The 12,044-nt window shown below is 73.9% G+C and carries 10 protein-coding genes and 1 pseudogene; 6 read left to right on the top strand and 5 right to left on the bottom strand.

The window, feature by feature from the left end:
• Window positions 1–138: 138 nt before the first annotated feature.
• The 3 genes and pseudogenes from IEY71_RS16615 to holA all read left to right on the top strand — a co-directional run bounded on the left by IEY71_RS16615 (window position 139) and on the right by holA (window position 4,395).
• Window positions 139–852 (top strand): helix-hairpin-helix domain-containing protein, encoded by a 714-nt coding sequence (locus IEY71_RS16615; protein WP_189086490.1) that lies wholly within the window; start codon window positions 139–141, stop codon window positions 850–852.
• A 782-nt stretch (window positions 853–1,634) separates the two neighbouring features.
• A pseudogene (locus IEY71_RS18630) lies at window positions 1,635–3,011 on the top strand (ComEC/Rec2 family competence protein); the annotation flags it as partial.
• A 355-nt stretch (window positions 3,012–3,366) separates the two neighbouring features.
• Window positions 3,367–4,395 carry a DNA polymerase III subunit delta gene (gene holA, locus IEY71_RS16600; protein ID WP_189086489.1) on the top strand — a complete coding sequence of 343 codons (1,029 nt, stop codon included), beginning with the start codon at window positions 3,367–3,369 and terminating at the stop codon, window positions 4,393–4,395.
• 248 nt (window positions 4,396–4,643) lie between these two features.
• Here the strand turns inward: holA and rpsT are convergent, their stop codons facing one another.
• From rpsT to IEY71_RS16580, 4 genes are all read right to left on the bottom strand, one after another.
• A complete protein-coding gene (gene rpsT, locus IEY71_RS16595) occupies window positions 4,644–4,904 on the bottom strand; it encodes a 30S ribosomal protein S20 (protein WP_189086488.1) in 261 nt (86 codons plus the stop codon).
• A gap of 148 nt (window positions 4,905–5,052) precedes the next feature.
• Window positions 5,053–5,853, bottom strand: coding sequence for an alpha/beta fold hydrolase (locus IEY71_RS16590; protein ID WP_229781812.1), 801 nt, complete (start codon window positions 5,851–5,853; stop codon window positions 5,053–5,055).
• Entirely contained in the window at window positions 5,850–6,482 is a 633-nt protein-coding gene (locus IEY71_RS16585) for a response regulator (protein ID WP_189086487.1), read from the bottom strand. The genes IEY71_RS16590 and IEY71_RS16585 overlap by 4 nt, the downstream gene beginning before the upstream one ends.
• Window positions 6,479–7,693 carry a sensor histidine kinase gene (locus IEY71_RS16580; protein WP_189086486.1) on the bottom strand — a complete coding sequence of 405 codons (1,215 nt, stop codon included), beginning with the start codon at window positions 7,691–7,693 and terminating at the stop codon, window positions 6,479–6,481. The genes IEY71_RS16585 and IEY71_RS16580 overlap by 4 nt, the downstream gene beginning before the upstream one ends.
• 80 nt (window positions 7,694–7,773) lie before the next feature.
• Here IEY71_RS16580 and lepA point away from each other — a divergent pair, with 80 nt between their 5' ends.
• The 3 genes from lepA to hemW are packed head-to-tail and all read left to right on the top strand — an operon-like array spanning window position 7,774 to window position 11,530.
• Window positions 7,774–9,648 (top strand): translation elongation factor 4, encoded by a 1,875-nt coding sequence (gene lepA, locus IEY71_RS16575; RefSeq protein WP_189086485.1) that lies wholly within the window; start codon window positions 7,774–7,776, stop codon window positions 9,646–9,648.
• A gap of 10 nt (window positions 9,649–9,658) precedes the next feature.
• On the top strand, window positions 9,659–10,303 hold the full coding sequence (locus IEY71_RS16570) for a DUF1990 domain-containing protein (protein ID WP_189086484.1): 645 nt from the start codon (window positions 9,659–9,661) through the stop codon (window positions 10,301–10,303).
• Window positions 10,304–10,306: 3 nt separating this feature from the next.
• A complete protein-coding gene (gene hemW, locus IEY71_RS16565) occupies window positions 10,307–11,530 on the top strand; it encodes a radical SAM family heme chaperone HemW (protein ID WP_189086483.1) in 1,224 nt (407 codons plus the stop codon).
• Between the two features lie 79 nt (window positions 11,531–11,609).
• Here hemW and IEY71_RS16560 read toward each other — a convergent pair whose 3' ends face one another.
• Window positions 11,610–12,029 carry a DUF4870 domain-containing protein gene (locus tag IEY71_RS16560; protein WP_189086482.1) on the bottom strand — a complete coding sequence of 140 codons (420 nt, stop codon included), beginning with the start codon at window positions 12,027–12,029 and terminating at the stop codon, window positions 11,610–11,612.
• Window positions 12,030–12,044: the final 15 nt, after the last annotated feature.

The following is a 12,044-nucleotide window of genomic DNA, read 5'->3' as shown; positions in this document are numbered from 1 at the left end:
CGGCGCGGCCCGCGGCTGCGCGCATCGGCAGGCGTGCGCGCCGTCCGGCCGTCCTCCACAGGCGGGGCGGATGGCTTCGCGCTCACCGACTCCTGGTGCCTGCGTCCCGCCCGGTGCGGTCGACCGTAGCGTCGTCCCATGCCTGGACTCCCGAACGGCGACGAGCGCGACGACGAGGCGCTGGCGCGGCTCGCGCCCTCGGCTCGTCGAGCGGGTGCGCGCACCCGCATCGCCGTCGGGGCGGCGATCGTCGTGTTCCTCGTGGCGCTCGCAGCGGCGGCACTGCTCTCGTTCGCCGGGTCGGGCGGCGGGGACGCCGGTTCGCTCGAGTTCGGCGGTGAGGCGGCAGAGGCCGACGCGGCGCCCGACGGGGCGCTGACCGGGGCTCCGGCGTCGCCCGTGCTGCTTGTGCACGTCCTCGGGGCCGTCGCGGAACCGGGGCTCGTCGAACTCGAACCCGGCGCGCGGGTCGTCGACGCCATCGCGGCCGCGGGCGGGCTCACGGCCGAGGCCGATGCGAGCGGGGTGAACCTCGCCAGACCGGTGACCGACGGCGAGCAGCTGCTCGTCCCACGGCCCGGAGAGGCGCCGCCCCCGCAGGCCGGCGCTGCGGGCGGTGCGAGCGGAGCCGGCGGTGCGCCGGGTACGGCGGGCGGCGCGGGGGTGGTCCGGCTGAACACGGCGGGCCTCGCCGAGCTCGACACCCTGCCGCGCATCGGGCCGGCGCTCGCGCAGCGGATCCTCGACTGGCGGGCCGCGAACGGCGGCTTCACGAGCGTCGAGCAGCTGCTCGAGGTCGCGGGCATCGGCGATGCCGTGTTCGCCGGGCTGGTCGACCGGGTCGCCCTGTGACCGGCGCTCAGGAACCGCCGCTGGGGACCGGCGTCGCCGTGCGGGATCTGCGGCTCGTTCTGCCCGCGCTCGTGGCCTGGGGCGTCGCGTGGGCGGCGGTGCGGCTGCCCGAGGCCGGGGTCGGGATCTGGATCGCTCCCGCGGTCTCGTGGGCAGCGGCCCTCGCCGCGCTGCTCGCGGTCCTGCGCACGCGCCGCTCGGCAGCGACGCTGGCCCTGGTCTCGGCCGCAGCCGCCGCAGTCGTCGCGACGAGCGCCGGCGTCGCCCTGGTGGAGCGCGAGCGCGGGCCGTTCGCGGGGGAGCGCGACGCCTCGGCGGCCGTGGTCGTCGAACTCGTCGGCGCCCCGCGCGACGCCTCGTTCGCGGCCGCGGCCTTCGACGACGCCGACGAACCCGGCGCTGCCGCGGCCGAGGGGCGGGCCGACTCCGTCTCGCAGCGGCTTCGCGCGCCCGCGCGGGTGCTCGAGCTCGAGGGCCGTGCCGTGCGCGCGCTGCCGGTGGTCGCCGAGTTCGAGGCGGATCCCGCGCGGATCGGATTCGGCTCGCAGGTCGCGTTCGAGGCGAGGGCGACGCCGCAGCCGAGTTCTGAGCGGGCGGCGCTCCGGCTGAGCGGCGGCAGCGCGCAGAGCGTCGCCGCACCGCCCTGGTGGGCCGCGTGGGCGCTGCCGCTGCGTTCCGGCCTCGTGGGGGCGGCCACCGAGCTCGGCGGCGACGGCGGCGCGCTCGTGCCCGGACTCGCGGTCGGCGACGAGCGCGCCGTCGGCGAGGAGCTCGATGCCGCGATGAAGGCGAGCTCGCTCACGCATCTCACCGCGGTATCCGGGGCGAACTGCGCGATCATCACGGCGGCCGCGTTCTGGCTCGCGGCTCGCTGCCGGGCACCGCGCTGGGCGCGGGTGGCGATCGCGATCGGCGCGCTGCTCGGCTTCGTCGTGCTCGTGACCCCGCAGGCGAGCGTCGTGCGCGCCGCAGCCATGGCCATCGTGCTGCTCGTCGCCCTCGCCCGCGGGCGGCGGGGCGGCGGCGTGCCGGCACTCGCGACGGCGGTGATCGTGCTCCTCGTCGCCGACCCCTGGTACGCGGGCGACTTCGGATTCGCGCTCTCGGTGGCGGCCACCGGGGGCCTGATCCTGCTCGCCCCGCCGCTCGCCGCACGGCTCGCGCGCGTGATGCCGGCGCCGCTCGCGGTCGTGCTGGCCGTGCCGATCGCGGCGCAGCTCGCCTGCCAGCCCATCCTCGTGCTCCTCGAGCCGGCGATCCCGCTCGCGGGGGTCGCGGCGAACCTCCTCGCCGCGCCGGCGGCGCCGGCCGGCACGATCCTGGGGCTGCTCGCCTGCCTCGCCCTCCCGATCCTGCCCTCGGTGGGCTTCGCCTTCACCCAGCTCGCCTGGCTCCCCGCGAGCTGGATCGCGGCGCTCGCGCACGCGGCGTCGAGCGCGCCCGCCGCCCAATTGCCGTGGCCGCCGGGTGCGCCCGGCGCCGCCCTGCTGCTCGTTACCACCGCCCTCGCGTTGCGGCTCGTGCTCGGGCGGCCGCAGCGCCGCCCGCTGGCCGTGCTCTCGCTCGCCCTGGTGCTCCTCGTCCTCGCAGGCACCGTCGGCGGGGCGATCGGCACCCGGGTGCTCCCGGGACTGCTGCGGCCGAGCTCGTGGTTCGCCGTGGCCTGCGACGTCGGGCAGGGCGACGCCGTCCTGCTCCGATCCGAGGGGCGCACGATGCTGATCGACACCGGCCCCGATCCGGCCCCGCTCGGGCGCTGCCTCGAGCTCGCCGGGGTCGACCGCGTCGATCTGCTCGTGCTCACGCACTGGGACGCGGACCACGTCGGGGGCGTCCCGGCCGTGGCCGAGCGCGTCGACGCCGTCCTGCACGGCCCGCCCGACGGCGCCCGCTCGCGCCGGGCGCTCAGTGCATTCGCCGACCGCGGCGTGCCTGCGGTCGAAGCCGAGACCGGCCGGAACGGCGAGCTCGGCGGCCTCCGATGGCGGGTCCTCTGGCCCGAGGCGGGGACGCGGCCGGGCAACGACGCGAGCGTCGTCCTCGCCGTCGACGGTCGGCAAGCGAGCGCGCTCCTCCTCGGCGACCTCGGCGAGACGGCGCAGATCTCGCTCGCGCAGCGCCTCGACGCGGTGCGACCGGGCGGCTTCGACGTCGTGAAGGTGGCCCACCACGGCTCGGCCGACCAGTACGACGCGCTCTACGCGCGCCTGGGCGCCGTGCTCGGCCTGATCGGCGTCGGCGCCGAGAACGGCTACGGGCACCCGACGAGCGCGCTGCTCGGCCTGCTCGAGCGGCACGGCGTGCACCCGGCACGCACCGATCTCATGGGCACGGTCTTCGTCGGCGCCGACGGTGAGGGGCTCCGCCTCTGGAGCGAGCGCGGAGCGGCGGCGCCACCGTCGGCACGGGCGCAGGCGGGGAGCGCAGCACCGCCCGCGATGACGGCGGCCGGCCGTAGACTCCGCCGTAGACTTGGAGGTCGAGCCGGCGCATTCCGCCGGGCAGGAGGAGACAGTGGCGGCACGCACCGCGGCACGTGCCGCACCGAAGGCGAAGGCGGCCATCCCGCAGCTCGCGTGGAACGCGGTCCGTCCGGCGCCGGTGGTGCTCGTCGCCGGTCCCGAAGACGTGCTCGCCGAGCGGGCGATCGGCATGCTCCGCGACTTCCTCCGCACCGAGGACCCCGCGCTCGAGGTCAGCGACCTCGAGGCCGACGCCTACCGGCGGGGCGAGCTGCTGACGCTCGCGAGCCCTTCGCTCTTCGGCGAGCCACGACTCATCCGCGTCTCCGGCGTCGAGAAGGCGAGCGACGACTTCCTGCTCGACGCGCTCGACTACCTCGAGCAGACCGCCGAGTCGACGACGCTCGTGCTGCGGCACCGCAACGGTCAGCGCGGCAAGAAGCTGCTCGATGCGATCCGGGCCGGCTCCGGCGGCGGCATCGAGATCGTCTGCGCCGAGCTCAAGAAGGACGCCGAGAAGCAGGACTTCGCCGCCACCGAGTTCCGCAGCGCCGGCCGCAAGGTGAGCCCCGGCGCACTGCGCGCGCTCGTCGGGGCGTTCAGCGACGACCTCGCCGAGCTCTCGGCCGCGTGCCGGCAGCTCATGGCCGACGCCCCCGGCGACATCGACGAGAAGCTCGTCGCCAAGTACTACGGCGGTCGGGTCGAGACCACGGCGTTCACCGTCGCCGACGCCGCCATCGCCGGGCGGCACGGCGAAGCGCTCATCGCGCTCCGGCACGCCCTCGACAGCGGTGCCGACCCGGTGCCGATCGTCGCGGCGTTCGCGATGAAGGTCCGCACGATGGCGAAGGTGTCCGGGGCGCGCGGCGGTGGGGCGCAGCTCGCGTCCTCGCTCGGCATGGCCCCGTGGCAGGTCGATCGCGCGCGCCGCGACCTCGCCGGGTGGGACGATGCCGGCCTCGCCCGCACCATCGAGGCGCTCGCCGCGACCGACGCGGCGGTCAAGGGCGCCGAGCGCGACCCCGTGTTCGCCCTCGAGCGGCTTATCGGCGTCATCGCCTCCCGCGGCCGCGACTGAACTCCGCCCTTCTCTCCGGTCTGCCCCAGTGCGGCATCCGCCCGCCCGCTCCTGCTTCGCGGCATCCGCGAGTTGCACGACGGAACACCCGTGACGCCCCTTCGGCTGGCGCATGGGGCACTTCGTCGTGCGACTCGCCAGCCGTCGGCAGCAGCAGTCACCTCGGCGGTACGGGTGCGACGCAGCCGGCGTCAGCGGGAACGACGAAGGCCCCGCCGGAGCGGGGCCTTCGTGGATGCTGCTGCGACTCAGAGCGCGGCGGCCTGCTTCGCGATCGCCGACTTGCGGTTCGCGGCCTGGTTCTTGTGGATGACGCCCTTCGAGACGGCCTTGTCGAGCTTGCGGTTCGCGACGCGAACGGCGGCGGTCGCCTTGTCCTTGTCGCCACCGGCGATCGCCTCGCGCGCAGCGCGGACGACGGTCTTGAGCTCGCTCTTGACGGCCTTGTTGCGCTCCTCGGCCTTGCGGTTGGTGCGGATGCGCTTGATCTGCGACTTGATGTTTGCCACGTGGATTCTTTCGTTGTCGTGCGGTACGGGATGTGCCGCGAGCGGTAGAGGGGCCGCCGCGACGTTTCGTGCGGGGTGGGACCCACACGCAAGCCAACAGGCAACGATACCAGTTCCGCGCTGACGGCACCAAAGTGAGCGAATGCGTTCAGCCGGACGGATCCGACCCCCGCCGGGTCCGCGCGCCGAGCGCCGCACGACGCTCGAGCTCGGCCACGGCGTCGAGCACGACGGCGGTGAACGCCTCGGGCCGGCTGAGGCTCACGAGATGCGTCGCGCCCGGCACGACGACGAGCCGGCCGTCGCCAACCGCCCGGGCGAGGCGGCGCTCCTCGAGCCGGAAGTGATCGAGTTGTCCGTTCACGAGCCAGACCGGGCAGCGTAGAGCGCCGAGCGCCGCCTCGAGATCGATCGCGCCGACCGCGGTGAGGGTCGTCTGCATGACGTCGAGCGCGACCCCGCCGGCGACGACGTCGCGGGCCGCGGCGGGGGAGAGCATGAGGCGGACGAACCCGTCGTTGAGCGCGCGTCCCCGGTCCGGCAGCCGGCCGATCGCCTCGGCCAGGGCGAGGTAGCCGCGGAGTCCCACGCCACGGGGCCGCGTGCCGCACGAGGCGGCGACGAGGCCGTCGAGCAGCTCCGGATGCCTCGCCGCCGTCTCGATCGCGAGGTAGCCGCCGAGGCTCAGTCCGACGAGCAAGCGAGGCACGGGCGACGGCCGCGCCGGGGCATCCGGGGCATCCGGGCCGTCCGCGCGGAGCGCGTCGGCGATCGCGTCGATCGCGCCGTCCAGGGTGAACGGCTCGCCCATCCGGCGCCCGTGCCCCGGCAGGTCGATCGCGACGGCGTCGACGTCGTAGCGCGCGAGCCCCTCGAGCTGCGCGCGCCACATCGTGGCGGAGGTGCGGATGCCGTGGACGAGGACGACGCGCGCGCGGACCACGGTCACCCCGCCCGGATCGCGCCGAGCTCCCGCGCCCGGGCCACCGCCGCCGTGCGCGAGCCGACGTCGAGCTTCGTGAAGATGTGCACGAGGTGGCTCTTCACCGTCGCCTCGCTGAGGAACAGCGCCCGGCCGATCTCGCGATTCGATCGCCCCTCCGCGACGAGCGTGAGCACTTCCGCCTCTCGAGCCGTGAGGCGCTGACCGGTGCCGTCCGCGGCCGCGAGCCGGGACGAGACCGCCGGGGCGAGTGCGCTCTCGCCGGCTGCGGCGAGGCGCACCGCCGCGAGGAGCTCCTCGGGTGGCGCGTCCTTCAGCAGGTAGCCGCTCGCGCCGGCCTCGATCGCGCCGAGGATGTCGGCGTCGGTGTCGTAGTTCGTGAGCACGAGCACGCGGGGTGCGTCGGGAAGGGCGCGGATGCGCCGGGTGGCCTCCGCGCCCTGCAGTTCGCCGGGGAACTGCAGGTCCATCAGCACGAGATCGACGCCGTCGCCGCCGCCGTCCGCGGCGAGCCGCACCGCCTCGGCCGCGGTGCCCGCCTCGGCGACGACGACGAGCTCCGGGTCGGCCTCGAGCATCGCCCGGATGCCGGCGCGGACGACGGGATGGTCGTCGGCGAGCATGAGCCGGATCACGACGGCACCACCGGGATGCGCACGACGACCGCGGTGCCCTCGCCGGGTGCGGACTCGACATCGGCGGTGCCGCCCAGCCGCTCGGCGCGGCGCCGGATCGCGGGCAGCCCGAAGCCGTCGCCCGCCTCGGCCTTGCGGGGGTCGAAGCCGACGCCGTCGTCGACGACGTCGAGCGCGACCTCGTCGCCGAGGAAGCTCAGCGTGAGCTCGGCATGCGTGGCCCTGGCGTGGCCGACGACGTTCGCGAGCGAGCCCTGGGCGATGCGGAGGAGCGTGGCCTCGACCGCCATCGGCAGGGGACTCGGCTCCCCGCTCGTCGAGAAGCTCGCCCGCACCGCGGCGCCCGACTGCTCCGCCTGCGCGTTCGCGGCGTCGACGAGGCGCTGCAGGGCGGCGGGCAGGCCGCGGCCGTCGAGCGGGGCCGGCGTGAGCTCGCGGATGAAGCGCCGGGTCTCCTGCAGGTTCTCCGCCGCCGTCTCCCGGGCGAGCTCCAGCCGTTCCCGAGTGCGCTCGTCCTGCACGTCGCGCTCGGCCGCGTGCAGCAGCATCTGGATGCTCGACAGCCCCTGCGCCACGGTGTCGTGGATCTCGCGGGCGAGCCGCTCGCGCTCGGCCTTCGTGCCCGCCTCCCGGCTGGCGGCGGCGAGCTCCTCGCGAGTGGCCATGAGGTCGAGGATGAGCGCCTGGCGCTCCCTGGTCTCCTGCGCCATCGCCCGGTAGCCGAGCCCGATCACGATCGCGACGCCGGCGCTGATGAACGGGCCGAGGACGCTGCCCGGCTCGAAGCCGAGGTGCATCGTCGTGCTGGCCACCGAGATCGCGAAGGTCACGATCACGAGCGGCACGGCGATCGAGGCGGCGAGCACGTGCAGTTCGAGGAAGAAGAGCGGGAACGCGAGGAACGCCGCATCCGGCGTGAGCACGCTGAGCGCGGCCCAGAGCGCGAGCAGGCCGATGAGCCAGAGCACGCGCGCCCACACCGGGAGATGCCGGTGCGCGGCGGCGACGCCCGCGCCGTACCAGGCGAGGAACACGATCGCGAGCACCGTGACCGGCACCTCGAGCCCGTCGTCGGCGAGGAGCGCCCGGACGACGACGAAGAGGGCGAGTCCGACGACGAGCACGTGGAGTCCCGCGCGGAGCGCGATGAAGACCGGGCGCAGCGCGGAGGGCTGCACCCGCTCGTCGACGGGGGCTTCGAGCACGGCCATGATGGGCCTCAGCGTAGCCCCGGCGGCCTGACCGGGGCATCCGTCGAAAGTCGCACCCGAAGTCATGGGAGAATCGACCGATGTCTCCGAGAGCTGTGAACCCGCCGGTGCCTGCTGCCACCGACCCTGCGCTGATCCGCAATTTCTGCATCATCGCGCACATCGACCACGGCAAGTCGACCCTCGCCGACCGCATGCTGCAGATCACCGGGATCGTCTCCGACCGGGACATGCGGGCGCAGTACCTCGACCGCATGGACATCGAGCGCGAGCGCGGCATCACCATCAAGAGCCAGGCGGTGCGCATGCCGTGGGCCGTCGCCGACGAGTCCGGCCGCGACGTCGCGTACGCGCTGAACATGATCGACACCCCCGGGCACGTCGACTTCAGCTACGAGGTCTCCCGCTCCCTCGCGGCCTGCGAGGGCGCCATCCTGCTCGTCGACGCCGCGCAGGGCATCGAGGCGCAGACGCTCGCGAACCTCTACCTGGCGCTCGAGAACGACCTCGAGATCATCCCGGTGCTGAACAAGATCGACCTGCCCGCGGCGGAGCCGGAGAAGTACGCGCGCGAGCTCGCCGACCTCATCGGCGGCTCGCCCGACGACGTGATGAAGGTCTCGGGCAAGACGGGCCTCGGCGTCGAGGCGCTCCTCGACCGCGTCGTGCAGCGCATCCCCGCCCCGGTGGGCGACGCCGATGCGCCGCCCCGCGCGATGATCTTCGACTCCGTCTACGACAGCTACCGCGGCGTCGTCACCTACGTGCGCATGGTCGACGGGCAGCTGAACCCGCGCGAGCGCATCCAGATGATGTCGACGAAGGCGACGCACGAGATCCTCGAGATCGGCGTGAGCGCCCCCGAGCCGACGCCCAGCAAGGGGCTCGGCGTCGGCGAGGTCGGCTACCTCATCACGGGCGTGAAGGACGTGCGACAGTCGAAGGTCGGCGACACGGTCACGACCGCGGTGAAGCCCGCGGCCGAGGCGCTCGACGGCTACACCGAGCCGCTGCCGATGGTCTTCTCGGGTCTGTACCCGATCGACGGCAGCGACTACCCCGAGCTGCGCGAGGCCCTCGACAAGCTGAAGCTCTCGGATGCCGCGCTCGTCTACGAGCCCGAGACCTCCGTGGCGCTCGGCTTCGGCTTCCGCGCCGGCTTCCTCGGGCTCCTGCACCTCGAGATCGTCACCGAGCGGCTCCGCCGCGAGTTCGGGCTCGACATCATCGCGACCGCGCCCTCGGTGGTCTACGAGGTCACCACGGAGGACAAGAAGACCGTCACCGTCACGAACCCGAGCGAGTTCCCCACCGGGGCGAAGATCGCGGAGGTGCGCGAGCCGATGGTGAAGGCCGCCATCCTCGCGCCGAAGGACTACGTCGGCACGATCATGGAGCTCTGCCAGTCGCGTCGCGGCACCCTGCTCGGCATGGAGTACCTCGGCGAGGACCGCGTCGAGATCCGCTACGACATGCCGCTCGGCGAGATCGTGTTCGACTTCTTCGACCAGCTGAAGTCGAAGACCGCGGGCTACGCCTCGCTCGACTACGAGCCCTCCGGCGATCAGGCCGCCGACCTGGTGAAGGTCGACATCCTGCTGCAGGGCGAGCAGGTCGACGCGTTCAGCGCGATCGTGCACCGCGACAAGGCGTACGCGTACGGGGTGCTGATGACCGGGCGGCTCCGCGAGCTGATCCCGCGCCAGCAGTTCGAAGTGCCGATCCAGGCGGCGATCGGCGCCCGCATCATCGCGCGAGAGTCCATCCGGGCGATGCGCAAGGACGTGCTGGCGAAGTGCTACGGCGGCGACATCAGCCGCAAGCGCAAGCTCCTCGAGAAGCAGAAGGAGGGCAAGAAGCGCATGAAGATGGTCGGGCGCGTCGAGGTCCCCCAGGAGGCGTTCATCGCCGCGCTGTCGGGAGACACCGAGTCCAAGGACTCCAAGAAGAAGTAGGGAGCGCGTCATGAAGCGACGGAGCTCGTTCACCGACCAGTCGGTGACGTACGGGGCGATCGGGGCCACGCAGGCGCCCGATCTCCTCCGCTACCCGCCGGAGGGCTACCGCCCGGCGGAGGACAGCGTGAAGATCGGTTCGGGGCGCGAACGCTTCGACAAGGCCGCCGAGGAACTCATGACGTGGGGCGTCCAGCGGGGCGCCGGATTCGAGGTCCTCGACGTCACCGCCGGCACCGGCACCCAGTACACCGGCATCGCCTACGACGTCGAGGGCGTGCCCGCCGCCGGCGCCCAACCGCACACCGAGCAGCGCTTCGCGGCCGACGGCACGCCGTACCTCGCCGCGGGCATGACGGCGACGCTCCGTTCGCAGCGCCGCTTCGGGCACCACGACACCCACGTGCTCGTCGTCTACGTCATCGACGAGCCCGACCGCATCGGCTTCGCCTACGGCACCACCGCCGACGGCGAGGAGAGCGGCGAGGAGTCGTTCGTGCTCGAGCGCCGCGAGGACGACAGCGTGTGGCTGACGATCCGTTCGGTGCTGCAGACGGCGGGCGGCGCGCGCGCCGTCGTCGCCCCGGCCGTGCGCCGGCGCCGGCGCGAGCTCACCCAGCGGGAGCTGCGCGCGCTGCACCCCGCCTTCGTCTGAGCCGTGGCCGGACCGCTGCCGATCGGCGACCCCGCACCGTCCGACGGGCTGCTGCCCGCGCAGGCGGTCGACGGCGCCGCCGAGCGCGCGCTCGGGCTCTACGTGCACGTGCCCTTCTGCCGGGTGCGCTGCGGCTACTGTGATTTCAACACGTACACGGCGACCGAGCTGCGCGGGGTCGCGCAGGCCGACTACGCCGCGCAGGCGATCGGCGAGCTGCGCTTCGGCGCGGCGGCGCTCGAGGCATCCGGTCTGCCACCGCGCGAGCTCGGCACCGTGTTCTTCGGCGGCGGCACCCCGACGCTGCTGCCCGCCGCGCAGCTGGTCGAGATGCTCGCGGTCGCGCGCCGCGAGTTCGGCATCCGGCCTGGCGCCGAGGTGACGACGGAGGCGAACCCGGACTCGGTGGACGCCGCGTACCTCGCCGAGCTCCGCGACGGCGGCTTCACCCGGGTGTCGTTCGGCATGCAGTCGGCGGTGTCGAGCGTGCTCGCCACGCTCGACCGCACGCACGATCCCGAGCGCGTGCCGCTCGTCGTCGCCTGGGCGCGTGAGGCGGGACTCGACGTCAGCCTCGACCTGATCTACTCGACCCCGGGGGAGCGGCTGGCGGACTGGCGTACGAGCCTCGAGGCCGCGATCGCCGCCTCGCCCGACCACCTGAGCGCCTACTCGCTCATCGTCGAGGACGGCACGAAGCTCGCCCGCCAGGTGCGCCGCGGCGAGCTCGCCGCGCCCGACGACGACCTCGCTGCCGACATGTACGAGCTCGCCGACGAGCTGCTCGCCGAGGCGGGATTCGGCTGGTACGAGGTGAGCAACTGGGCGCGCGGCGACGAGCACCGCTCGCGGCACAACCTCGGCTACTGGCGCGGCGACGACTGGTGGGGCGTCGGGCCCGGCGCGCACAGCCACGTAGGCGGCGTGCGCTGGTGGAACGCGAAGCACCCGGCCGCGTACGCCGACCGCATCGCCGCCGGCGTCTCTCCGGCGGTCGGCCGGGAGACCCTCGACGCGGCGACCCGGGAGACCGAGCGGGTGCTGCTCGGCACGCGCATCCGTGAGGGGCTCGAGATCGCGACGCTCCCCGAGTCCGGGCGCGCGGCGGTCGCCGGCCTCATCGCCGACGAGCTCGTCGAGCCGAAAGCGGCGCTCGGCGGCCGGCTGACCCTCACGCGCCGCGGCCGGCTGCTCGCCGACGCCGTGGTCCGGCGGCTGCTCGACTGAGCCCGGGTGGCGCCCGTCGGGCCGGAACGCCGAATCGCCCGCCTCCGCGGGGGAGACGGGCGATTCGAGGATGCGGCGATCAGCTCACGAACTTGATCGACAGCGGGTAGGTGTAGGGCTGGCCCTGGTTCGCCTTGATGGCGGCGATGATGCTGAAGACGATGATCAGCACGCCGACCGCGGCGAGGATGAAGATGCCGATGATGACGATGGTCAGAATGCCGCCGACGATGCTCGCGATGAGCATGGTGAGCTGGAAGTTCAGCGCCGTCGCGGTGTGCGCGCGCACGAACGGGCCCTTGTCCTTCAGCAGCAGGTAGCCGAGCAGCGCCGGGATGAAGTTGAAGAAGATGCCGCCGATGTGCACGAGCGTCGCCCAGAGCTTCTCGTCGGCCGGGCTGAGCGGCTGCGACTGCTGGTAGGGGCTGCCGGGCGGCGGAGCCGGCGGGCCGGGAGGCGGCGGAGTGGGCGGGGTCGGTGGGGTGGGCACGTCGGTCATGGAAGGCCTCCTGGC

This window comes from Agromyces mediolanus, assembly GCF_014648575.1.
Taxonomy (GTDB): Bacteria; Actinomycetota; Actinomycetes; order Actinomycetales; family Microbacteriaceae; genus Agromyces; species Agromyces mediolanus.
Note: the sequence above shows the minus strand (reverse complement) of the source record. Positions and strands in the feature narration are given on the sequence as shown.

What these genes read in the sequence shown, in the direction of transcription:
- IEY71_RS16615 (WP_189086490.1), top strand. Translation starts at nt 139, where the DNA reads ATGCCTGGACTCCCGAACGGCGACGAGCGCGACGACGAGGCGCTGGCG.
- IEY71_RS16580 (WP_189086486.1), bottom strand. Translation starts at nt 7,693, where the DNA reads ATGGCCGTGCTCGAAGCCCCCGTCGACGAGCGGGTGCAGCCCTCCGCG.
- lepA (WP_189086485.1), top strand. Translation starts at nt 7,774, where the DNA reads ATGTCTCCGAGAGCTGTGAACCCGCCGGTGCCTGCTGCCACCGACCCT.
- IEY71_RS16570 (WP_189086484.1), top strand. Translation starts at nt 9,659, where the DNA reads ATGAAGCGACGGAGCTCGTTCACCGACCAGTCGGTGACGTACGGGGCG.
- IEY71_RS16560 (WP_189086482.1), bottom strand. Translation starts at nt 12,029, where the DNA reads ATGACCGACGTGCCCACCCCACCGACCCCGCCCACTCCGCCGCCTCCC.